20 protein-coding genes and 1 riboswitch are annotated in these 21921 nt (G+C 72.5%); of the genes, 8 read left to right on the top strand and 12 right to left on the bottom strand.

Features of this window, described 5'->3' with window-relative positions:
• Positions 1–3 precede the first annotated feature (3 nt).
• From D7M15_RS20575 to D7M15_RS20565, 3 genes are all read right to left on the bottom strand, one after another.
• Entirely contained in the window at positions 4–840 is an 837-nt protein-coding gene (locus tag D7M15_RS20575; protein WP_206337503.1) for a carbohydrate ABC transporter permease, read from the bottom strand.
• Positions 841–941: 101 nt separating this feature from the next.
• The gene (locus tag D7M15_RS20570; protein ID WP_121518862.1) at positions 942–1943 is read right to left on the bottom strand and encodes a sugar ABC transporter permease; all 1002 of its coding nucleotides are present in this window, start codon (positions 1941–1943) and stop codon (positions 942–944) included.
• A 109-nt stretch (positions 1944–2052) separates the two neighbouring features.
• Positions 2053–3321 (bottom strand): extracellular solute-binding protein, encoded by a 1269-nt coding sequence (locus D7M15_RS20565; protein ID WP_121518861.1) that lies wholly within the window; start codon positions 3319–3321, stop codon positions 2053–2055.
• Positions 3322–3626: 305 nt separating this feature from the next.
• On the opposite strand from D7M15_RS20565, the gene D7M15_RS20560 reads away from it, so the two are divergent.
• The 6 genes from D7M15_RS20560 (at position 3627) to D7M15_RS20535 (ending at position 10976) form a co-directional block, all read left to right on the top strand.
• Positions 3627–4430 carry a GntR family transcriptional regulator gene (locus tag D7M15_RS20560; protein WP_121518860.1) on the top strand — a complete coding sequence of 268 codons (804 nt, stop codon included), beginning with the start codon at positions 3627–3629 and terminating at the stop codon, positions 4428–4430.
• Between the two features lie 196 nt (positions 4431–4626).
• Complete coding sequence (locus D7M15_RS20555) at positions 4627–4896, top strand: DUF3311 domain-containing protein (RefSeq protein ID WP_121518859.1); 270 nt, start codon at positions 4627–4629, stop codon at positions 4894–4896.
• Entirely contained in the window at positions 4893–6494 is a 1602-nt protein-coding gene (locus D7M15_RS20550) for a sodium:solute symporter family protein (RefSeq protein ID WP_121518858.1), read from the top strand. The genes D7M15_RS20555 and D7M15_RS20550 overlap by 4 nt, the downstream gene beginning before the upstream one ends.
• A gap of 73 nt (positions 6495–6567) precedes the next feature.
• The gene (locus D7M15_RS20545) at positions 6568–7086 is read left to right on the top strand and encodes a GNAT family N-acetyltransferase (RefSeq protein WP_121518857.1); all 519 of its coding nucleotides are present in this window, start codon (positions 6568–6570) and stop codon (positions 7084–7086) included.
• Positions 7087–7172: 86 nt separating this feature from the next.
• Positions 7173–7324: riboswitch (cobalamin riboswitch) on the top strand.
• 191 nt (positions 7325–7515) lie between these two features.
• A complete protein-coding gene (locus D7M15_RS20540) occupies positions 7516–9918 on the top strand; it encodes a ribonucleoside-diphosphate reductase subunit alpha (RefSeq protein WP_240649698.1) in 2403 nt (800 codons plus the stop codon).
• On the top strand, positions 9909–10976 hold the full coding sequence (locus tag D7M15_RS20535; protein ID WP_121518855.1) for a ribonucleotide-diphosphate reductase subunit beta: 1068 nt from the start codon (positions 9909–9911) through the stop codon (positions 10974–10976). Before D7M15_RS20540 ends, D7M15_RS20535 begins: the two co-directional genes overlap by 10 nt.
• 72 nt (positions 10977–11048) lie before the next feature.
• Here the strand turns inward: D7M15_RS20535 and D7M15_RS20530 are convergent, their stop codons facing one another.
• From D7M15_RS20530 to D7M15_RS20490, 9 genes are all read right to left on the bottom strand, one after another.
• Positions 11049–11621 carry a hypothetical protein gene (locus tag D7M15_RS20530; RefSeq protein ID WP_121518854.1) on the bottom strand — a complete coding sequence of 191 codons (573 nt, stop codon included), beginning with the start codon at positions 11619–11621 and terminating at the stop codon, positions 11049–11051.
• A gap of 171 nt (positions 11622–11792) precedes the next feature.
• Positions 11793–12425, bottom strand: a complete 633-nt coding sequence (gene def, locus D7M15_RS20525; protein WP_121521113.1) for a peptide deformylase — start codon at positions 12423–12425, stop codon at positions 11793–11795.
• A gap of 74 nt (positions 12426–12499) precedes the next feature.
• Complete coding sequence (locus D7M15_RS20520) at positions 12500–13501, bottom strand: hypothetical protein (RefSeq protein WP_121521111.1); 1002 nt, start codon at positions 13499–13501, stop codon at positions 12500–12502.
• Between the two features lie 159 nt (positions 13502–13660).
• The gene (locus tag D7M15_RS20515; RefSeq protein ID WP_121518853.1) at positions 13661–15064 is read right to left on the bottom strand and encodes an HD domain-containing protein; all 1404 of its coding nucleotides are present in this window, start codon (positions 15062–15064) and stop codon (positions 13661–13663) included.
• Positions 15061–16503, bottom strand: a complete 1443-nt coding sequence (locus tag D7M15_RS20510) for an HD-GYP domain-containing protein (RefSeq protein WP_121518852.1) — start codon at positions 16501–16503, stop codon at positions 15061–15063. The genes D7M15_RS20515 and D7M15_RS20510 overlap by 4 nt, the downstream gene beginning before the upstream one ends.
• Positions 16504–16776: 273 nt before the next feature.
• Entirely contained in the window at positions 16777–17100 is a 324-nt protein-coding gene (rsrA, locus tag D7M15_RS20505) for a mycothiol system anti-sigma-R factor (RefSeq protein ID WP_121518851.1), read from the bottom strand.
• The gene (locus tag D7M15_RS20500) at positions 17097–18017 is read right to left on the bottom strand and encodes a sigma-70 family RNA polymerase sigma factor (protein ID WP_240649393.1); all 921 of its coding nucleotides are present in this window, start codon (positions 18015–18017) and stop codon (positions 17097–17099) included. Before D7M15_RS20500 ends, rsrA begins: the two co-directional genes overlap by 4 nt.
• A 117-nt stretch (positions 18018–18134) precedes the next feature.
• The gene (locus tag D7M15_RS20495) at positions 18135–18764 is read right to left on the bottom strand and encodes an alpha/beta family hydrolase (protein WP_121518850.1); all 630 of its coding nucleotides are present in this window, start codon (positions 18762–18764) and stop codon (positions 18135–18137) included.
• A 44-nt stretch (positions 18765–18808) separates the two neighbouring features.
• A complete protein-coding gene (locus tag D7M15_RS20490; protein ID WP_121518849.1) occupies positions 18809–19636 on the bottom strand; it encodes an SOS response-associated peptidase in 828 nt (275 codons plus the stop codon).
• Between the two features lie 164 nt (positions 19637–19800).
• On the opposite strand from D7M15_RS20490, the gene D7M15_RS20485 reads away from it, so the two are divergent.
• Both D7M15_RS20485 and aroA read left to right on the top strand, forming a co-directional pair.
• A complete protein-coding gene (locus D7M15_RS20485) occupies positions 19801–20514 on the top strand; it encodes a M50 family metallopeptidase (protein WP_121518848.1) in 714 nt (237 codons plus the stop codon).
• A 40-nt stretch (positions 20515–20554) separates the two neighbouring features.
• Complete coding sequence (gene aroA, locus D7M15_RS20480) at positions 20555–21910, top strand: 3-phosphoshikimate 1-carboxyvinyltransferase (protein ID WP_121518847.1); 1356 nt, start codon at positions 20555–20557, stop codon at positions 21908–21910.
• The last annotated feature ends 11 nt before the right edge of the window (positions 21911–21921 follow it).

The raw sequence follows: 21921 nt of genomic DNA, 5'->3' as shown, positions 1-21921 counted from the left end.
CGGTCATCCCTTCACAGCGCCGGCGCTCAGGCCGCCGACGGCGCGTCGCTGGAGGAAAAGGAAGAGGAGGAGCACCGGAACGGCGAACAGCGAGGAGGCGGCCATGGTGGCGCCCCAGTCGTTGCCGAAGGCGCTCTGGAACTGCGTCAGCCACAGCGGCAGCGTGTACGCCTCGGACTCCTTGTTGAGGACGAGGACCATGGCGAACTCGTTCCACGCCGTGATGAAGCCGAACAGCGAGGTCGACATCAGGCCCGGCGCGAGCAGCGGGAAGATCACCCGGAAGAACGCCTGGGTACGGCTGCACCCGTCGATCAGCGCGGCCTCCTCCAGCTCCTTCGGCACGGCGGCGATGAAGCCGCGGAGGGTCCAGATGGTGAACGGGAGGACCATCACGAAGTAGATGAGGGTGAGGAAGCCGATGCTGTTCAGCATCTCGGCGTCCCGGGCGATCAGGTACATCACGATGACCATCACCTCCCAGGGCGCCATCTGGGCCATCATCACGGCGAGCACCAGGCCCTTACGGCCGCGGAAGCGCATCCGTACGATCGCGAAGCTCGCCGCCAGCGCCACGACGAGCGCCAGCAGGACGGCGCCGATGGTGACGGTGAGGCTGTTCTGCACGTACGTCCAGAACATGTCGACGCCGGTGGCCGTGCCGTAGTGCTCGAAGGTCGGCGTGAAGAGGAACGTCGGCGTCTTGGTGAGGATCTCGGACGACGGCTTGAACGACGTCGAGAACATCCAGTAGACGGGGAAGAGGAAGACGGGCACCAGCAGCAGCGCCACCGCGTTGGGCCAGACCTTCCCCAGGGTCCTACGGCGTCTGGCGCGCACCGCCGCCTTGTCGACCGGCAGGGTGTCGCTCACCTTGCCCGTCGTGCTCACCGTTCCCGTGGTGCTCACCGAACCCGGGGTGCTCACTGTTCCTGTGTGGCTCACTGCTCCTCCTCCTGCTTGAGGATCAGGCGGAAGTAGAAGGACATCGCGATCAGCAGGATCAGGATGGTCAGCACGGAGGCCGCCGCGGCGGTGCCGAAGTTCATCTGCGCCATGCCCTCGACGTACGCGAAGACGGGCAGGGTCTCGGACGCGCGGTCGGGGCCGCCGCCGTTCAGGGCCACGATCTGGGCGAACGCCTTGAAGACCCAGATGATCTCCAGGAACGTGGTGATCAGGAAGAACGGCTTCATCATCGGGAAGACCACGGAGCGGAACAGCCGCACGCTGGACGCCCCGTCCATCCGCGCCGCCTCGTACAGCTCGCTGCTGATGGTGGTGAGCCCGGCGTACATGTTGAGCGCCACGAACGGGATCGACGCCCACACGATCATCACGGTGACGATGGTCAGCGTGGAGAGGCCGGTCTCGAACCAGTTGTGCTGCTCGTAGCCCGCGAAGCCGAGGCCGCGCATCACCCAGTTCATGACGCCGAACTGCGTGTCGAACAGCCAGCGGAAGACGGTGGCGGAGGCGACGATCGGCATGGCCCAGGCCATCACCAGGGACAGCGAGAGCACCAGCCGCATCTTGGAGCCGAGCGTGTTCAGCAGCAGGCCGATCAGCGTGCCCAGCACCATGATCAGTACGACGTTGACCGCCATGAACACGAAGGTCCGCAGGGTGACGGTCCAGAACGTGTCGTTCTTCAGCAGGTCGGTGTAGTTGCTGAGGCCGGTCCAGACGGTCGTACGGGAGATCATCTCCGTACGGCCGAGCTGCTGCGCCGAGAGGACGACGTTCCGGATCAGCGGGTAGCCCAGGAAGGCCAGCAGGGAGACGACGGCGGGCGCGATCAGCGCGTACGGCAGCCAGGCCGCGTTCTCCGGGCGTCTGCCGCGGTCCTTCGGTCCGCTCGGCGACACGCCGTCCGTCGGCTCCGGTTCGCCGGGCGGCGGCTCCTCCGCGACCGGGGTCGCGCCCTGGGTGTGCACGGTCATGTCAACTTCCTCGGGGTGAGGGCCGGGGACGAGGGGGCGGGGTGCCGCGGGCGGGCGATCGCCCGCGGCACCCGTTCGGGCCTCCCGGCGACGGGCGCCGGGTGACGGTTCAGCTCTTGTTGATGCGTTCGTCGATGACCTTGTCGGCGTCCTTGCCCGCCTGCGCCGGGGAGGTGCCCTTGAGCACCTTGGTCATGTACTCCTTGATCGGGTTGGGCTCGGTCTCGACGTTCGCCCAGCCCGGCGTGATCGGCGTGAGCGCGCCGACCTCGGAGGACTTGACCATGGCCTCCGCGAAGGAACCGGCCGCCGGGTCGACCTGGGCACCGGGGCTGTTGGGCAGCAGCCCGCCCTCGGTGGCCTCGGCGTACTTCTTCATCCACTTCTCGGAGGTGGCCATCTTCAGCCACTCCTGGGCGAGTTCCTTGTCGGGCGAGCGCTCGGAGACGGCGAGGTTCGAGCCGCCGAAGAAGACCTTGCCGGGCTTGTCGGCGGTCTTGCCCGGGATCGGGAAGTAGCCGAAGTCGGCCTCGGAACCGGCCTTCTTCATCGCGTCGATCGCGCCCCCGGCCTCCCAGCCGAGGCCGATCCAGGACGCGACCTTGCCCTTGGGCACGACGTCCGTGGACTGCTGCGGCGTCGCCTCGTCGGCGTCCTTCGGGGCGGTGGAGAAGGACTGGAGCTCCTTGTAGAAGTCCATGGCCTTCTGCGCCTCGGGGCTCGCGAGGGTGCCCTTCCACTTGTCGCCGTCCTCGGCCGCGAGGTCGCCGCCCTCGTCCCAGAGGAGGCCCGCGAAGACGTACCAGCTCTGGCCGGGCAGGTAGATCGGCTGCGAGTCGGTCTTGTCCTTGATCTTCCGGAGTCCGTCGAGCCACTCGTCGCGGGTCTTCGGCGGCTGCACGCCGGCGTCCTTGAACGCCTTCTTGTCGTAGACGACGACGCGGTTGGCGGCGTACCAGGGCGCGCTGTAGAGCTTTCCGTCCAGCTCGGTGGAGGGGACCATGCCCTTGTTCCACTTGTCGTAGCCCAGCTCACCCTTGAGGTCGGTGAGGTCGGCGAGGCCGCCCGTGACGGCGTACCCGGCGGTCTGGGTGTTGCCCAGCTCCAGCACGTCCGGCGGCGCGTCCTCGGAGAGGGCGGTGGTGATCTTCTCCTGGATGCCGTTCCACTGCTGGACCTTGATCTCGACCTTGGCGCCCTCGTGTTCGGCCTCGAACGCCTTGTTCAGCTCCTTCACCCAGGGCTCGGGGGCGGAGCCGTCCATCGCCCAGATCGTGAGACTCTTGTCGCCCTCGGCCCCGCTGTCACCGGAGCCGCAGGCCGCCACCCCGGCCATCATGGCCGCGACACCGACTGCCGCTATGAGCTTGCGCTTCACGCCACCCTCCTCAAGGGACCCCCGACACCCCCCGCCCAGCGACGAACCACCGGGGACAGACGAAGCCTTGCGGCGCGTACCGCCCGTGGGACCGGGATTGATCATTAATGGTTTAGACCAGTCCGCGCAGCTTGGCCTAGACCTATGGGGGTGTCAACGGTGTATAAAGCTCGCAGTCCTTTCCGTTACCGGAACGACATCTGAGCTGCGCCGCCCTCCCGGGCCGGGCTCGTGCCACGATGTGAGCCGCTAGACACACGGAGGAGCCGGTGACGGCAGCACGACACGAGCCGGGAAGGCGCGCCATGGGCGGCGACGGGATCGCCGCGGCGCCCGGCGCGGGCGGTACGGGCCCGGCGGAGACCGCCGGGAGCAACGGCGGTGCCGCCGCGCGCACCGCCCGGGTGCCCAAGTACTACCGCCTGAAGCGGCACTTGCTGGAGATGACCGAGACGATGCCGCCCGGCACCCCGGTGCCGCCGGAACGCACTCTGGCCAGCGAGTTCGACACCTCGCGCACCACCGTGCGCCAGGCGCTCCAGGAACTGGTCGTCGAGGGACGGCTGGAACGCATCCAGGGCAAGGGCACGTTCGTCGCCAAGCCGAAGGTGTCCCAGGCGCTCCAACTCACCTCGTACACCGAGGACATGCGCGCCCAGGGCCTCGAACCCACCTCCCAGCTGCTGGACATCGGCTACATCACCGCCGACGACCGGCTCGCCGGACTGCTCGACATCCCCGCCGGGGGGCGCGTGCTGCGCATCGAACGGCTGCGGCTGGCCAGCGGCGAGCCGATGGCCATCGAGACGACGCACCTCTCACAGAAGCGTTTCCCCGCGCTGCGCCGCAGCCTGGTCAAGTACACCTCGCTCTACACCGCGCTCGCGGAGGTCTACGACGTCCACCTCGCCGAGGCGGAGGAGACGATCGAGACGTCCCTGGCCACCCCGCGCGAGGCCGGACTGCTCGCCACCGACGTGGGGCTGCCGATGCTGATGCTGTCCCGGCACTCGCAGGACAGCACCGGCGAGCCGGTGGAGTGGGTCCGCTCCGTCTACCGCGGCGACCGCTACAAGTTCGTCGCCACCCTCCAGCGCCCGCGCGACTGACGCGGGACGGACGTACGACGCGGCACCCACGGCACGTACGTACGGCACGCGCGCGTACGGCCCCCGCACACGTCGCTGACCGGCGGCGGCGTGGCCGGTCCGTTATGCCGTGGGGTAGTGACTCCGCGCTCCGCCGTGGCTAGATTTCCTGGGCGGCCAGCAGTGATCGACCAGCCAGGACGGAGCGCGCCCACACATGTCAGCCCCCGATAAGGCACCAGGCGGGTCGGTGATCACGCCCACGCGCGTGGTGATCGGGCTGTGCCTGGTCGTCCCGTTCGTCGCGATGCTCTGGGTCGGCTCGTACGACCGGGTGGACCCGACGTTCATCGGCATCCCGTTCTTCTACTGGTACCAGATGCTGTGGGTGCCCCTGTCCACGCTGCTGACCTGCGTCGCGTACGTCCTGGTCCGCCGCGAGAAGGCCGCGCGGCGCGCGGCCGCCGAGGGCGGTGCGGCGCGATGAACGACGGCGTGAACGGAGTCGCGCTCGCGGTCTTCGTCTTCTTCTTCGTGCTGGTCACGGTCATGGGCTTCCTCGCCGCGCGCTGGCGCCGGGCGGCGGAGGCCGACAACCTGGAGGAGTGGGGCCTCGGCGGGCGGAGCTTCGGGACCTGGATCACGTGGTTCCTGCTCGGCGGCGACCTCTACACCGCGTACACCTTCGTGGCCGTACCGGCGGCGATCTACGCGGGCGGCGCGGCGGGCTTCTTCGCGGTGCCGTACACCATCCTCGTCTACCCGCTGATCTTCACGTTCCTGCCGCGCCTCTGGTCGGTCTCGCACCGGCACGGCTACGTCACCACCTCGGACTTCGTGAAGGGCCGCTTCGGCTCCCGCGGCCTCTCCCTGGCGGTCGCGCTGACCGGCATCCTGGCGACGATGCCGTACATCGCGCTCCAACTCGTCGGCATCCAGGCGGTGTTGGACGTGATGGGCGTCGGCGGCGGGGAGTCGACGCACTGGTTCGTGAAGGACCTGCCGCTGCTGATCGCGTTCGGCGTGCTGGCGGCGTACACGTACTCCTCGGGGCTGCGGGCACCGGCGCTCATCGCGTTCGTGAAGGACGCGCTGATCTACATCGTGATCATCGTCGCGATCATCTACATCCCGATCGAACTCGGCGGCTTCGACGACATCTTCAGCAGCGCCGAGGAGAAGTTCGCGGAGAAGGGCGGCTCGGTGGTCCCGGCGGCGGACGCGCAGTGGGCGTACGCGACGCTGGCGCTGGGCTCGGCGCTGGCGCTGTTCATGTACCCGCACGCCATCACCGCGACCCTCTCCAGCCGCAGCCGCGAGGTCATCCGGCGGAACACGACGATCCTGCCGCTGTACTCCCTGATGCTGGGCCTGCTCGCACTGCTCGGCTTCATGGGGATCGCGGCCGGGATCGAGGTGGAGAACGGGCAGTTGGTGGTGCCGCAGCTGTTCGAGGACATGTTCCCGGCGTGGTTCGCGGGCGTGGCCTTCGCGGCCATCGGGATCGGCGCGCTCGTCCCGGCCGCCATCATGTCGATCGCGGCCGCGAACCTGTTCACGCGGAACATCTACCGCGACTTCTTCCGGCCGGACGCCACCCCGGCGCGGGAGGCCCAGGTCTCCAAGATCACGTCGCTGCTGGTGAAGGTCGGCGCGCTGGTCTTCGTCCTCACCATGGACAAGACCACGGCGATCAACTTCCAGCTGCTGGGCGGCATCTGGATCGTCCAGACGATGCCCGCGCTCGTCGGCGGCCTGTTCACCCGGTGGTTCCACCGCTGGGCGCTGCTCGCGGGCTGGGCCGTCGGCATGCTCTACGGCACCCTGGCGGCGTACGGCGTCGAGAGCCCCACGCAGAAGCACTTCGGCGGCAGCAACGACACCATCCCGCTGATCGGCGAGATCGGCTACATCGGGCTGACGGCGTTCGTGCTCAACCTGCTGGTGACGGTCGTCCTGACGCTCGTCATGCGGGCGCTCGGCACGCCGGACGGCGTGGACGAGACGACCGCCGGCGACTACACCGCGGACGTCGGTGACGCGGGCGTACGGGAGGAACTGCCGCCCGCCACCAAGGCCCCCTGACCCACCGGGAGTCCCCGGAGCACCCTCGGCACCCCACCGGCGACCGGCCGGTGGGGTGCCGCATGCTGGGGCCATGGACTTCACGATCAGGGCGGCGCGGGACGGGGAGCTGGACGGGGTCGGCGGGTTGACGGCGGACGTGTACCTCGGGGACGGCCTGCTCACCTTCGGTGAGTCGGACTCGTACCTGGCGAGGCTGCGCGACGCCCGGCACCGGGCCGCGCACTCGGAGGTGCTGGTGGCCGTGGAACGGGACGCGGCGGGCGAACGACTGCTGGGCACCGTGACGTTCGTCGGGGACGGCGGCGCGTACGCGGACATCGCGGTGCCGGGCGAGGGCGAGTTCCGGATGCTGGCGGTACGGGAGGAGGGGCGCGGCCGGGGCGTCGGGGAGGCGCTGGTGCGCGCGTGCCTGGCCCGTACGCGGGCGCTCGGGCTGGCGCGGCTGGTGCTCTCCAGCCAGTCGCGGATGACGGCCGCGCACCGGCTTTACGGGCGGCTCGGCTTCCGGCGCGCGCCGGAGCGGGACTGGTCGCCGGTGCCGGGCATGGAGGCTCTGTGGGCGTTCACGCGGGAGACGGGCCCGGAGTGAGGCCGTACGGCGGGGCCGCCGGGGTGCCGCGGGGGCCGTACGAGAGCCGGGCGATCGACACAACATATGGGGGTGCTCGCATGAAGCGCCACCAGATGTATGGTGGTGCTTGCTGTCGCCGCAGGGGAATCCGGTGCGAATCCGGAGCTGACCCGCAACGGTGTGGCGGGCGCTGACGCGACAACACGCACCCAGCCCCCGCCGAGCCCGAGCACCTGCCGACGGCGTCGTACAACGTCCCGGGCTCCGCGGATTGGGCCGCCGGACGCGAGCGGAGCCGTGCCCTGGTGCCCGGCCGCCACCTCGCGCCCGCGCGCACCCCTCCTCGTGGCTCCGGCCGAGCGAGGGAGAGCACGCCCAGTGACCACCGCACCAGTCGCCGCACCCGCGACCGACCCCGCGACTGCGCCGCCCGCGGCCCGGCCGCCGGTGCCGACCGCCGTCCCCGCCCAGGGCGAGCCCCCGGCCGCCGCCGACCACGGCGCGGCGGCGCTCACCCGCCTCCTCGCCGGGCTCGCCGCCGACCTCCCGGCCACCGACCCGGAACGCGTCGCCGCCGCGGCGCTCCGCGGCCGCCACGGGGGTTCGGACGACGCGGAGTTGCGCTCCCTCGCGACGGAGGCGGCCGCCGGGCTGATCGGTGAGGAGCCGGAGTACTCGCGCCTCGCCGCCCGGCTGCTCACCCTCGCCGTACGGGAGGAGGCCGCCGGGCAGGGCGCGCGTTCGTTCGCGGAGTCGGTGGCGGTCGGGCACCGCGAGGGCCTGATCGCGGACGGCACGGCGTCCTTCGTACGGGCGCACGCGGCCCGCCTCGACGCGCTCGTCGCGGCGGCGGAGGCGGACGGCGCGGACGACCGCCTCGGCTACTTCGGGCTGCGCACCGTCCACACCCGCTACCTGCTGCGGCACCCCGTCACCCGCCGCGTCATCGAGACGCCGCAGCACTTCCTGCTGCGCGTGGCCTGCGGTCTCGCCCCCGACGAGAGCGAGCGGGCGCTCGCGGAGGTCACCGAGCTGTACGGGCTGACCAGCACGCTCGCCTATCTGCCGTCCTCCCCCACGCTGTTCAACTCCGGCACCCGGCACCCGCAGATGTCGTCGTGCTACCTGCTGGACTCCCCGCTGGACGACCTCGACTCGGTCTACGAGAACTACGGCCGGGTCGCCCGCCTCTCCAAGCACGCGGGCGGCATCGGCCTGTCGTACTCCCGTATCCGCAGCCGCGGTTCGCTGATCCGCGGCACCAACGGGCTGTCGAACGGCATCGTGCCGTTCCTGCGCACCCTGGACGCCTCGGTCGCCGCCGTGCACCAGGGCGGTCGGCGCAAGGGCGCGGCCTGCGTCTACCTGGAGACGTGGCACGCGGACCTGGAGGAGTTCCTGGAGCTGCGCGACAACACCGGCGAGGAGGCGCGGCGTACGCACAACCTCAACCTCGCGCACTGGATCCCGGACGAGTTCATGCGCCGGGTCGAGGCGGACGCCGACTGGTCGCTGTTCTCGCCGTCGGACACGCCGGAGCTGACGGATCTGTGGGGCGACGACTTCGACGCCGCGTACCGTCGCGCCGAGGCCGAGGGGAAGGCCGTACGGACGCTGCCCGCACGGGAGTTGTACGCGCGGATGATGCGTACGCTCGCGCAGACCGGCAACGGCTGGATGACCTTCAAGGACACCTCCAACCGCACCGCGAACCAGACGGCGGAGCCCGGCAACGTCGTGCACTCCTCCAACCTCTGCACGGAGATCCTGGAGGTCACGGACGACGGGGAGACCGCCGTCTGCAACCTCGGCTCCGTCAACCTCGCCGCGCACCTGCGCGCGGACGGCGAGGTCGACTGGGAGCGGCTGGACGAGACCGTCCGCACCGCCGTCCTCTTCCTCGACCGCGTCGTCGACGTGAACTTCTACCCGACGCCGCAGGCCGCCGCCTCCAACTCCCGCTGGCGGCCGGTCGGCCTGGGCCTGATGGGCCTCCAGGACGTCTTCTTCCGGCAGCGGCTCCCGTTCGACTCGGCGGAGGCGCGGGAGCTGTCCACCCGGATCTCCGAGCGGATCATGCTGGCCGCGTACGAGGCGTCCGCCGCCCTCGCGGAACGCCACGGCCCGCTCCCCGCCTGGGAGTCGACCCGCGCGGCGCGCGGCGTGCTCCACCCCGACCACTACCCGCACGTCGAGCACGCCTGGCCGGAGCGCTGGACGGCGCTGCGCGAACGGGTCGCCACCTCCGGGCTGCGGAACGCGCTGCTGCTGGCCATCGCGCCGACGGCGACGATCGCCTCCATCGCGGGCGTCTACGAGTGCATCGAGCCGCAGGTGTCGAACCTGTTCAAGCGCGAGACGCTGAGCGGCGAGTTCCTCCAGGTGAACGCGTACCTGGTCGCGGAGTTGAAGCGGCTGGGGCGCTGGGACGACGCGACCCGGGAGGCGCTGCGCGAGAGCAGCGGCTCGGTGCAGGACGCGCCGGGTCTGCCGGACGACGTACGGGCGCTCTACCGCACCGCGTGGGAGCTGCCGCAGCGCGCGCTGATCGACCTGGCGGCGGCGCGCACCCCGTACCTGGACCAGAGCCAGTCGCTGAACCTCTTCCTGGGCTCGCCGACCATCGGGAAGCTCAGCTCGATGTACGCGTACGCCTGGCGCAGCGGCATCAAGACCACGTACTACCTGCGTTCGCGTCCGGCCACCCGGATCGCGCGCGCCGCGGGCGGCACGGCCGCCACCGCACCCGTACCCGCACCCGTGTCCGGGTCGACGGTGACCGCGTACGACGACGCCGCGGCCGCCGCCTGCTCCCTGGAGAACCCCGAGTCCTGCGAGGCATGCCAGTGACCACCACACCGACCACCCCGGCCGCCGTCACCCCCCGGCCGAAGAACCTGCTCGACCCGGGCTTCGAACTGACCCTGCGCCCCATGCGCTACCCGGAGTTCTACGACCGCTACCGCGACGCCATCAAGAACACCTGGACCGTCGAGGAGGTCGACCTCCACTCCGACATCGGCGACCTGGCGAAGCTCTCCCCCGGCGAACAGCACATGATCAGCCGCCTCGTGGCGTTCTTCGCCACCGGCGACTCCATCGTGGCGAACAACGTGGTGCTCTCGCTCTACAAGCACATCAACTCGCCCGAGGCGCGCCTCTACCTCTCCCGGCAGCTGTTCGAGGAGGCCGTGCACGTCCAGTTCTACCTGACGCTGCTGGACACGTACCTGCCCGATCCGGACGAGCGCGCCGAGGCGTTCGCGGCGGTCGAGAACATCCCGTCGATCCGCGAGAAGGCGCAGTTCTGCTTCCGCTGGATGGCCGCCCTGGAGGAGGGCGACGGCGTGGCGCGGACGGGGCGGTTGGAGTCGCGCGCCGACCGGCGGCGCTTCCTGCTGAACCTCATCTGCTTCGCCGCCTGCATCGAGGGGCTGTTCTTCTACGGCGCCTTCGCGTACGTCTACTGGTTCCGCTCGCGCGGTCTGCTGCACGGCCTGGCCACCGGCACCAACTGGGTCTTCCGCGACGAGTCGATGCACATGTCGTTCGCGTTCGACGTGGTCGACACGGTGCGGGCGGAGGAGCCGGACCTGTTCGACGACGCGCTGGAGGCCGAGGTCACGGCGATGCTGGACGAGGCCGTGGAGGCCGAGTTGCAGTTCGCGCGGGACCTGTGCGGCGACGGGCTGCCCGGGATGAACACCGACTCGATGCGCGACTACCTGCGGGCGGTGGCGGACCAGCGGCTCGTACGGCTCGGCTTCCCGGCGCGTTACGGGGCGCGGAACCCGTTCTCGTTCATGGAGCTCCAGAACGTGCAGGAGCTGACGAACTTCTTCGAGCGGCGGGCCTCCGCCTACCAGGTCGCCGTCGAGGGCTCCGTCTCCTTCGACGACGACTTCTGAGCCCCTCTCCGTCTCCCCGCGGGGAGGACCGTGCGGTCCCCGGCGCCTGACGGGCCGGGGACCGCACGCGGCTCAGCAGCCTCCGCAGTTGTGGTAGGTCACGTCCCAGTGGTTGCCCTCCCGGTAGTACACGTTCCCGGAGCCGGACTGCCACTTGGAGCCGCCGATGGAGGTGAAGGTCCCCGTGATGTAGTTGTCCAGGCAGCTCGACAGGCTGAAGTCGACCTTGTAGCCGTTCCAGTGGCTGTACGTGCCGCTGGCGTGCCCGGTCTCGGTGCCGCCGGTGAGGTTGATGGCGCAGCCGGTGGCGCCCTTGAGCGTGATCACGCCGTCCACCGTGGCGGAGTTGATCTGGTCGAACGAGGTGCAGGTCGAGGTGTTCCGGTCCGAGCAGCCGCCGCTGGAGGACCAGGAGATCCCGGCCGCCTGGAACTTGGCGGTCGCCTGCCCGTGGCTGAGCTTCGCCAGGGGCTGCGCCGCGGGCGCCTTCGCGGGCGCGTCACCGGTCGCGGCCACGGCCGTGGTGGCGGTGGCGCCACCGGCGACGAGCGCGATCGCGGCACCGGCCGCGGCCAGGACGCGCAGCGGACGGCGCGACCCCGACCGCAGGTCACGGCGGTGGTCCGGAACGGTTCTTTCGAGCATGACGCCTCCGTCGTTGTGGGGAACACCTGAGATTGGCGTGCCCAAGACAAGGCGTCAACATCATCGGGGAAGTGCCAATGGGCGTGCCATTGAACGGAGTTCACCCACGGCGCGCCGGACCACCGCCGGTGTCACGCGAGGCGGGCGCGGACGCGGACGGCGGCCGACGGGTCAGGCGTTCGGCACCGTCTCGTACCGCGCCGTGCCCTCCTCCATCTGCCGGAGGGCGTCCTTGCGCTCCCGCTTCGACAGCCGGTCGATGTACAGGTAGCCGTAGAGGTGGTCCGTCTCGTGCTGGAGGCAGCGCGCGAAGTACCCGGTGCCGCGCACCGCGATCGGCCGACCCTGCGCGTCCTGCCCGCGCACCACGGCGGTGTCGGGGCGGGCGAGCGCGGCGTACGCGGTGGGGACCGACAGGCAGCCCTCGTTGGAGTCGTCCAGCACCCGCCGGTCGGCGGGGAGTTCGTCCAGCACCGGGTTGCAGACGACGCCCACGTGCCGTACGCCGTCGTCGTCCGGGCAGTCGTAGACGAACACCTTCAGGTCGACGCCGATCTGGTTGGCCGCCAGGCCGACGCCCTCCGCCGCGCGCTGGCTGGCGAACATGTCGTCGACGAGCGCGGCGAGTTCGTCGCCGAACTCGGTGACGTCCCGGCACTCCTTGTGCAGGACCGGATTCCCCACCACCGTGATCGGGCGCGCGGTGCCGCGCTCGACGTGTGCCGCCTCGCGCTCCGCGGTGTCCTCCGTGTCGACCACGAACTCGACGGCGGACTCCGCCCGGGTCTCCTGCTGCTGCGCCATGCCGTCGTACGCCTTCCTCACGCCCGGGTGCCCCGGGACCACACTGTCCGTACGCCGTACAGCCTACGGCGCGGTCAGCAGACCTCTTCCAGATCCCGCCACTCCCGGCTGTCCGGACTGTCCGCCGCCCAGCCGTCGAGCAGCCCGCGCACCAGCCCGGCCGGGGCCGCGAGCCCGCACTCGCGCTCCGGCACCCACAGGTCGCCGGGGCCGCCCGCCGTCATGTGCCCCAGCGGTCCGGGGTGGCCGGGCGAGCTGTGGTCGTGCGGGTCGAGGTGCAGCGTGCCGTCGCCCTCGTCGCTGGGCATCCGGCTCTCGGAGCAGGAACGACACAGCAGTCGTACGGACGACGACCAGTCCTCGGCGGCGAACCCGGCCTCGGCCGCGAGCCGTTCGAGCGCGTCCCGGTCGGACTCGGTGGCGGCGTCGATGAGCACCACCCAGGTCGGCACCGGCGAGGGGGCCCACAGCTCGATCTCGTCGAAGACCGGGTACGCCGGGCCCGCCGCGGTGGTCCGCTCGCCGTGCGGGACGCCGTCGTGCAGCACGACCTCGCCCCAGCGGCGGCCGGACGACGGCAGCGGGATGCTCTGGATCTCCAGCCGTGCCGGATCGATCCGCCGCCCCCAGACGACCTCCGCCTCGCCCTCCGGCGAGAGCCGTACGGCGGCGCTGCCCAGCTGCATCCCGGTCGGCTCCCCGGCGGCCGCCGAGCCGTGCGCCTCGCCCGGCACCCGCAGCCCGTACGCCTGCCAGGCGCGCCGGGCGAGCGGCCAGTCCTGGAGGGCGGTGGCGGCGATGCCGACGTTCCACCAGTCGGGCGCCCCGGCCTCGCGGTCGAGCAGCGCCACGGCGCGCAGCCCGGCGGCGCGCGCCTGCTCCCAGTCGTGCCGGAACTTGTGCAGCAGCGCGAGGTTGAACCACGACTCCGAGAGCCACGGCTCCAGGTCGGCGGCACGCGTCAGCAGGGCGCCGGCGTCCTCGTAACGCCCGTCGCCTATGAGCGTGAACGCGCGGTCCGTCGCCTGCCGCCAGGAAGCGGAGGGCCGGTGCCGCACCTTGCCGAAGATCCTCACGATGTGCCGCCTGATTCCCGCCTGCCGGTGGTCTGCCATGTCCCGCACGGGGCCCGTACGGTGCTCCACGAGCATGTCCCGCGGGCCGCTTCCGCGCTTTCCGGTTCCCCTCTTCGCATCCAACCATGCCCACTCGGGTGCCCGCTCACTACCCGTGCGTCAGGCCACCTTGCCCTCGGCCACGACCCGGCTGAGCGCTTCCACCACACGGGGGTCGTACTCCCTCGCGCACCCCAGCCGCAGCCGCTCCAGCGCGTGCAGCGGACCGGCGATCCCGTCCCGCACGTCGCGTACGTCACACGCGTCCCGCACGTCCCGCCCCCGTTCCTGCCCCGCCCCCGTACGGTCCACGGACGCCGGCCGCCCCGTACCGCCGTCGCCCGCTCCGTCGCCGTCCACGCCGTCCGGGTGACTGTCACCGGATCGGGCCACGAGGTCCTCGTACGCGTTGACGGCGCGCACGATGCGGGCGGTGAGCGGCTGCTCGCGGTACGGGTCGGCCTGGCGCTCGACCACGACGGCGACCTCCGCGGGCACCCCCGTCTGCCGCACGACCGCGCCGCCCAGCAGGGCGATGCGGCGGCGCTCGGCGGGCTCCAGCGGCTCGGTCGCCCCGGCGGCCACCGGGTCGACGAGGGAGAGCTGCCCGATGTCGTGCATGAGGGCGGCGTACTCCAGCACCGTCAACTCCGGCTCGCCCAGCCCCAGTTCGCGTGCCACCGCGCGACTGAGCGCGGCGACGCGGCGGGCGTGGCCCGGCCGGGTGTAACCGGCGACCTCGGTGGCCCGCGCGAGGGACGTGATCGTCTGCCGGTAGGTGGTGCGCACCGACGCGTACCGCCGGAACGAGAACTGCGTGAGCAGCAGCGGCACGCAGAACACCGGCAGCGCCCACAGCCCCGCCACCGCGACGGCGAGCGCGATCACCGCCCCGGTCGCGGCGATCGCCGGGACGATCCCGACGGTGGCCCGCAGCCGGTCGCGCAGCAGCGGCGCGTACGGCCAGCCCGTACGGCCCGCGGCGAGGGCGGCGGCGAGCACCGCGTCGCACACGGCGGAGAGCAGGACGACGGCGAGCAGCCACAGCGCGTAGTACGGGCCGGTGCCGAGCCAGCGCTCCCACACACCGGTGCTGTACGCGGGTTGGAAGCAGACGGCGGCGAACGCGGCGACGTGCACGCGGCGCACCGCCTGGTCCAGCACGGGGGCGCGGTCCGCCGCGCCCGCCCCGAGGAGGTGCGGCGCCAGGCCGGTCAGCGTCGCCGCCACGACGACGGCGACGACCTGGAGCACGCCGTGCCCGGTCGCCTGCCCGCCCGCGTCACCGAGCAGGGCGTACCCGAGGGCACCGGCCGCGCCCAGCGGGCCGACGGTGCCGTCGGCGCCGTCCGCCGGGCCGTCCACGCCCGGCAGCCGCACCCGTACGGCCTCGCCCACCGCGATCACCAGCCCGAAGGCGAGCGCCACGGTGGGCTGTTGGAGCCCGCGCGCCAGCGTGTACGCCGTCGCGGCGACGCCGAGCAGCAGCGCGCCCGCGTACACCACCGCCACCCGGCGGCTCATGCCCGCCGCCCGCCCGCCGGGGCCCGGCCCCCGGACCGCGCGCCGGGCAGGCCCGCGAGCAGGTCGGGAAGGTCGGGAAGGTCGGGGGCCGGTCCGTACGGCTGCGTACCGGCCGGGCCGTCGGCGTACGCCGCGTCGCCGGTGTCGTCGGCCGTCGCCGCGGGCGACCAGCCCTCCCGCTCCAGCGCCCGGCACAGCGCCGCGACCATCCGCGGGTCGAACTGCGTGCCCGCGCAGTCCTCCAGCTCCGCGACGGCGCGCGGCACGGGCAGCGCCCGGCGGTACGAACGGGTGGAGGTCATCGCGTCGAACGCGTCCGCCACCGCGACCACCCGGGCGAACTCGGGAATCTGCCCGCCGCTGAGCCCGTACGGGTAACCGCGCCCGTCGAGGCGCTCGTGGTGGTGGAGGATCGCGCACCGCACGTCGCCGAGGAAGCGGATGCCGCGCACCATCTCGTGCCCGTACTCGGGATGCAGCCGCACGACCCGCGTCTCCTCGTCGGTGAGCGGGCCCTCCTTGCGCAGCAGCCGGGTGGGCACGCCCAGCTTCCCGACGTCGTGCAGGATGCCCGCGAAACGGAGGGCCTCCGTACGCTCCTCGTCCATGCCCAGCTCGCGGGCGATCAGCACGGAGGCGCGGCCGACGCGTTCGCTGTGGCCGCGGGTGTAGCGGTCCTTGATGTCGACGGCCTGCACCAGGGCGCGGATGGTGGCCTGGTGGGCGGCGCGCTCGCGGTGGTACTGCGCGAAGACCCAGGCGCACAGGTACATCGGCAGCAGCACGAACAGCGCGGCCACCGGCCCGTACGGGCTGCGCCACAGCACCGCCATCATCAGCCCGGCCAGACCGTGCACGGCGTACGCGCCCGCGTCCCGGAGCAGCCGCCCGCGCCACGCGGCGCGCGGCGCGCAGCGTTCGGCGGCGACCAGGACCGCGCCGTCGAGGAGCCCGACGACGGCGCAGAACGTCAGCGCGGTGGCGCACGCCGGGAGCAGCGCGCCGGGGAAGTCGGCGGCGGCCGCCACGGCCGCGTCCGGACCGGCCAGCAGCAGCCGCACGTGCGCGGCGGCGTACGCGGCCAGCGCGAGCTGCGCGGCGTGCCACACGCGGCGCGCGGACGCGTGGCGCGGCTCGACCCGGCCGCAGAGCGCGCCGGGGAGCGGGGCGAGCGCCGCGGCGGCGGGCGGGAGCAGGAAGGCGGCCGTGAGGAGTACGGGGAACAGCGGGCCGATGCGCTGCGGCACCCGGTGGCCGACCAGGGGGCAGCGGGGCACCCACTCGCACAGCGCGTAGAGCGCGGCGAGCGGCAGCAGCGCGGCCCAGTCGGTGCCGCCCGGCTGGGCGACGGCGGGCAGCGCGCAGCCGGTGGCGGCGGCCGCGGCGCACACGATGAGGAGGCGCCCGCCCCACGGCAGCGCCGCACCCCGTTCCCGCATGGCGACTCCTCCCCCGTACCGCGCGGTGGTGTGCCACGCGGTCCCGTAACGCACAGGTTGGGGAGAATAGGCCGCCGCCGGGGGTTCGCGCGGGCTCATGCGCGCATTGGTCCCGGCGGGTGACGGCGGGCCCACACGATCGGGTGAATCGGCGGCTGGAGGCTACCGTTCCGCGCTCAACTGCCGTACGGGCGGCGGCCGTTACGGCCCGCGCGGGGGCGTCGGAGCGCGCCGGACCGCGTGCACCGGGGCGCGCGCCTCAGGCCGTGCGCGTCAGGCGAGCTTCCCGCGCGGGCCGCCCGCCGGGGTGTCGCCGCCGGCGGACTCCTCGGGGGCCGCGTCGCCCGCGCGGATCATCTCGATCCGGCCCATGACTTTCGAGCGCAGGTCCGACGGGACGTCGTCCCGCCCGCAGCAGCGCTTCACGAGCTTCTTGACCTCCTGCTCCAACCCGTACTTCTCGAAGCACGGGGAGCATTCGTCGAAGTGCTCCTTGAACTTCTCGCAGTCCCTGTCGGGCATCTCCTGGTCGAGGTACTCGTAGAGATGGTCCAGGACCTCGGAGCAGTCCATCTCATGCGGCTCTCCGCAACTCATGAACCCGAGCCTTTCCGGTCGTGCGACGTGTCACCCGGACCCGCCGGGGAGCCGTCGTGTCCCGACTGCGCCGGGGAGGTGCCGTACTCCGGCCGCCCCGGAGCCGACCCGCTCGACGCGGACGCGGTGCCCGCCGGGACCAGGCCCCGGTCGCGGGCGTAGTCCTCCAGCATGCCGCGCAGCTGCCGCCGTCCGCGGTGCAGACGCGACATCACCGTGCCGATGGGTGTCCCCATGATGTCCGCGATCTCCTTGTACGCAAACCCCTCGACGTCCGCGAGGTACACCGCGATGCGGAATTCCTCCGGGATCGCCTGGAGCGCCTCCTTCACGTCGGAGTCCGGCAGGTGGTCCAGCGCCTGCGCCTCCGCGGAACGGAGCCCGGTCGACATGTGCGACTCGGCGCGCGCCAGCTGCCAGTCCTCGATCTCCTCGGCGGCGCTGCGCTGCGGCTCACGCTGCTTCTTGCGGTACGAGTTGATGAAGGTGTTGGTGAGGATGCGGTACAGCCACGCCTTGAGGTTGGTGCCCTCGCGGAACTGGTGGAACGACGCGTACGCCTTCGCGTAGGTCTCCTGTACGAGGTCCTCCGCGTCGGCCGGGTTCCGCGTCATACGGAGGGCGGCGGAGTACATCTGGTCCAGGAACGTGAGGGCGTCCCGCTCGAAGCGCGCGCTGCGCTCCGCGGTGGTCTCGTGCGGCGTGTTCGGCGTGCTCTCCGTGCCGTCGTCGGTCCCGGTGACCGGACCCACCTCCTCCGATGGTGTGCCGGGCCCGAAGAAGGACCCGCTCGAATCGGAGAATAGACGACGATCCACTTCCCGCGCCGCCGGGATCTTCGGGGCACCGGCCAGCGCGAGCGTGGCCCAGTCCAGGTCAGCGGCCTGGGGACGCTGCGGGCAAGCGACAGAACCCATGGGGGCGGCTTCCTCTCGTCGAGACGTGCTTGGTGTACCCGTCAACAGCCGCACCGCCCGACGCATTCCCGTACGGCCGCACACCGGCGGTCGGCGCCGGCAACCGGGGCCGACCGGTCAGGGCAGCGCGCGCAGCCAGTCCCGTACGCCCTCCGTGAGCACCCCCAGCGCCTCCTCCTGCCCCGTCGCCGCCCGCTTCGGCACCGCGAAACCGTGGTCGCCGTCCGGCACCTCGACGAGCCGCGTGCCCGCCGGGAACTCGGCGGGCCGGCCGAAGGGATCACGTCCGCCCTGCACGACGAGCGTCGGCAGACCCGTACCCGCCAGCTCGTGCGCCCGCGACTTCCGCGGCCCGCCCGCCGGATCGGCCGCTGCGCCCGCCCGCGCGGGCGGGTGCAGCGGGAACGACAGGGCGAGCACCGCGCACGCCCCCAGCCCCGCGCCCGTACGGCAGGCCACGCGCGCGCCGGCGCTGCGCCCGCCCGCGACGACCGGCAGGCCGCGCGCGGTGAGGGCGGGCCACAGGGCCGTCCAGGCGGTGTCGAGGGTGCGGGGCGCCGGGGCGACCCGCTTCCCCGCGACCCGCCACGGCTGTTCGACGAGGGCGACGGTCACGCCGTCCGCGGGCAGTACGGCGGCGAGCGCGGCCAGGTCGCGGGCCTCGACGCCGCCGCCCGCGCCGTGGCCGAGGGCCAGGACGAGCCGTGCGTCGGGGGCCTCGCGCCAGGTGACGCGGGCGTCGCCCATGGGGGTGGGGACGGTCTCGACGGCCGCGCCGTCCGTGTGGCCGTTCAGAACAGCGTCTCCTCCTCGGGCGCCGCCAGCTCCTCCAGCAGCTCCGGCCCGTTGTTCCGTACGTTGCTCACGTCCGTCGACACCGGGTACGCGCGCATCAGCCCCGTGGGCGGCGGCTCCAGCAGCCCGCGCAGCTCCTCCGTGTCCGTACGGGCCGGGTCCAGCCAGGCGTCCCAACGGTCCGGCGTCAGCATCAGCGGCATCCGCGGGTGGATGTCCGCGAGCGACTGCGGGCCCGGAGCGTCCGCCTCCCCCGTGGCGTCCGCCAGCAGCGCGGTCTCCGCCTCGGTGGTGATCACCGTGCACGTCGCCCACCACGCCTGCGGATGGTCGTCGGCGAGCGTACGGTCCCGCCAGAACTCGTACAGCCCGGCCATCGCGAACACGCTCCCGTCCGCCGGTGTCACGAAGTACGGCTGCTTGCGGGCGCGTTTCCGCTTCCCCTCCTGCTCCAGGTCCAGCTCCTGCCTGCCGGTGACCCACTCGTAGTAGCCGTCGGCGGGCAGCAGGCAGCGGCGGGCGGCGAAGGGACGGCGGTACGAGGACTTCTCGTGCACCGTCTCCGCCCGCGCGTTGATCATCTTGACGCCCAGGTCCGGCGACTTCGCCCAGCCCGGCACCAGCCCCCACTTGAGCGTGCGCAACTGCCGTACGGGGCGCGGGTCGTCGGCGCCCTTCAGCGGGCGGTCCAGCACGGCGTGGACCTGCTTCGTGGGCGCGACGTTCCAGTCGGCCGCCACGGTCTCCGTGGGCTCCCACTTCTCCACCCCGAACACCCCGGCCAGGTCCTCGGGCTTCCTGCTCGCCGCATAACGTCCGCACATGAGTGCCAGACTGCCACGGCACGCGGCGCCGGGGCACGGAGCACCGGGACACCGGGAGCGCGGGTGCGGGGCGGGACGCGTACCACCCCGCCCCGGAACCGCCGGGGCACCACGGGGCGTCACCGCCCGTTGCAAGGGGAGAACAGGGGAGGACGCAGCGACACATGGACATCGCGAGCATCACAGAACTCTGGGACCGGGTCTTCGGCACCCAACCCGATCCCGACCGGTGGCTGGTCTTCGCCACCGGCCTCGTCGCGCTCGCCGCCGTCACCCCGCACGGCGTGTGGCGCGTCGCGCGGAACGCGGTGACGATCGCGCACGAGGGCGGCCACGGCCTGGTCGCCCTGCTCACCGGACGCCAACTCGACGGCATCCGGCTGCACTCGGACACCTCGGGGCTGACCGTCTCCCGCGGCAAGCCGTACGGCATCGGCATGGTGCTCACGGCCGCCGCGGGCTACACGGCGCCGTCCCTGCTCGGCCTCGGCGGCGCCTGGCTGCTCTCCGCCGACCACATCACCGCCCTCCTGTGGGGGGCGACCGCGCTGCTGCTGGCGATGCTCGTGATGATCCGGAACGCGTACGGGGTGCTGACCGTCTTCGTCACCGGCGGCGCGTTCCTGCTGGTGTCGTGGCTGACGGACGCGCAGGTGCAGGCGGCGTTCGCGTACGGAGCGGTGTGGTTCCTGCTGTTGGGCGGCGTCCGGCCGGTGTTCGAGTTGCAGGGGAAGCGGCGGCGGGGCGGCGCCCCCGACTCGGACGCGGACCAGCTGGCGCGGCTCACGCACGTACCGGCCGTGATGTGGCTGCTGCTGTTCCACACCGTGTCGCTGTGCTCGTTGATCGGCGGTGGTCGCTGGCTGCTCGGGCTGTGACCGGGATGTGCCCTGGTCGGCAGCCACTAAAGTGAGGTCCATGACCGAACCCGCCGGACACGCGCTCACGGCCCCCGACCTATGGACCGCACCCCTCGCCGAGGGGGCCGTCGACGCGACCGTCACCGTGCCCGGTTCCAAGTCGGTCACCAACCGCGCCCTGGTGCTCGCCGCCCTGGCCTCCGAACCGGGCTGGGTACGCCGCCCGTTGCGGTCCCGCGACACCCTGTTGATGGCGGGCGCGCTGCGCGCGCTGGGCACCCGGATCGAGGAGACGGTCCCGTCGAACGCGTCGCACGGCGGCACCGGCGAGACCGGCGAGGTGTGGCGCGTCGTCCCCGCCGGGCTGCACGGCCCGGTCACGGTCGACGTCGGCAACGCGGGCACGGTGATGCGTTTCCTGCCGCCCGTCGCCGCCCTCGCGGACGGCCCGGTCCGCTTCGACGGCGACCCCCGCGCGTACGAACGCCCGCTGCACGGCGTGATCGGCGGGCTGCGGGCGCTGGGCGCGCGCATCGACGACGAGGGGCGGGGCGCGCTGCCGATGACGGTGCACGGCTCGGGTGCGTTGGCGGGCGGTGAGGTGGCGATCGACGCGTCGTCGTCCAGCCAGTTCGTCAGCGCGCTGCTGCTGTCCGCGCCGCGCTTCAACCAGGGCCTGGAGCTGCGGCACACGGGCGGCAGGCTGCCGTCGATGCCGCACATCCGGATGACGATCGAGATGCTGCGCGCCGCGGGCGCCCAGGTCGACGCCCCCGAGGACGGCGGGGCGCCGGACCTCTGGCGGGTCACGTCGAAGGCGCTGCTCGGCCGCGACCTGGTCGTGGAGCCGGACCTGTCCAACGCGCAGCCGTTCCTCGCCGCCGCCCTCGTCACCGGCGGCCGGGTCACCATCCCGGACTGGCCGGAGCACACCACGCAGCCGGGCGACGCGCTGCGCGACCTCTTCACGCGGATGGGCGGGAGGTGCGTCCTGGACGAGCGCGGCCTGACGCTCACCGGCTCCGGACGCGTCCACGGCATCGACGCCGACCTGAGCGAGGTGGGCGAACTGACGCCCGGCATCGCGGCCGTGGCCGCGCTCGCCGACTCCGAGTCGGTGCTGCGCGGCGTCGCCCACCTGCGGCTGCACGAGACGGACCGGCTGGCCGCGCTCCGCCGGGAGATCAACGGCCTCGGCGGCGACGTCACCGAGACCGACGACGGCCTCCGCATCCGGCCGCGCCCGCTGCGCGGCGGGGTGTTCCACACGTACGACGACCACCGGCTCGCCACGGCCGGGGCGCTGCTGGGGCTGGTGGTGCCGGACGTACGGGTCGAGGACATCGCGACCACCGGTAAGACGCTGCCCGACTTCCCCGACCTGTGGCACGGCATGCTCGGAGCGAGAGCCTAGAGGGCGCGCCG

It is taken from the genome of Streptomyces sp. Z26 (assembly GCF_003665095.1).
Classification (GTDB): domain Bacteria; phylum Actinomycetota; class Actinomycetes; order Streptomycetales; family Streptomycetaceae; genus Streptomyces; species Streptomyces phytohabitans.
Note: the sequence above shows the minus strand (reverse complement) of the source record. Positions and strands in the feature narration are given on the sequence as shown.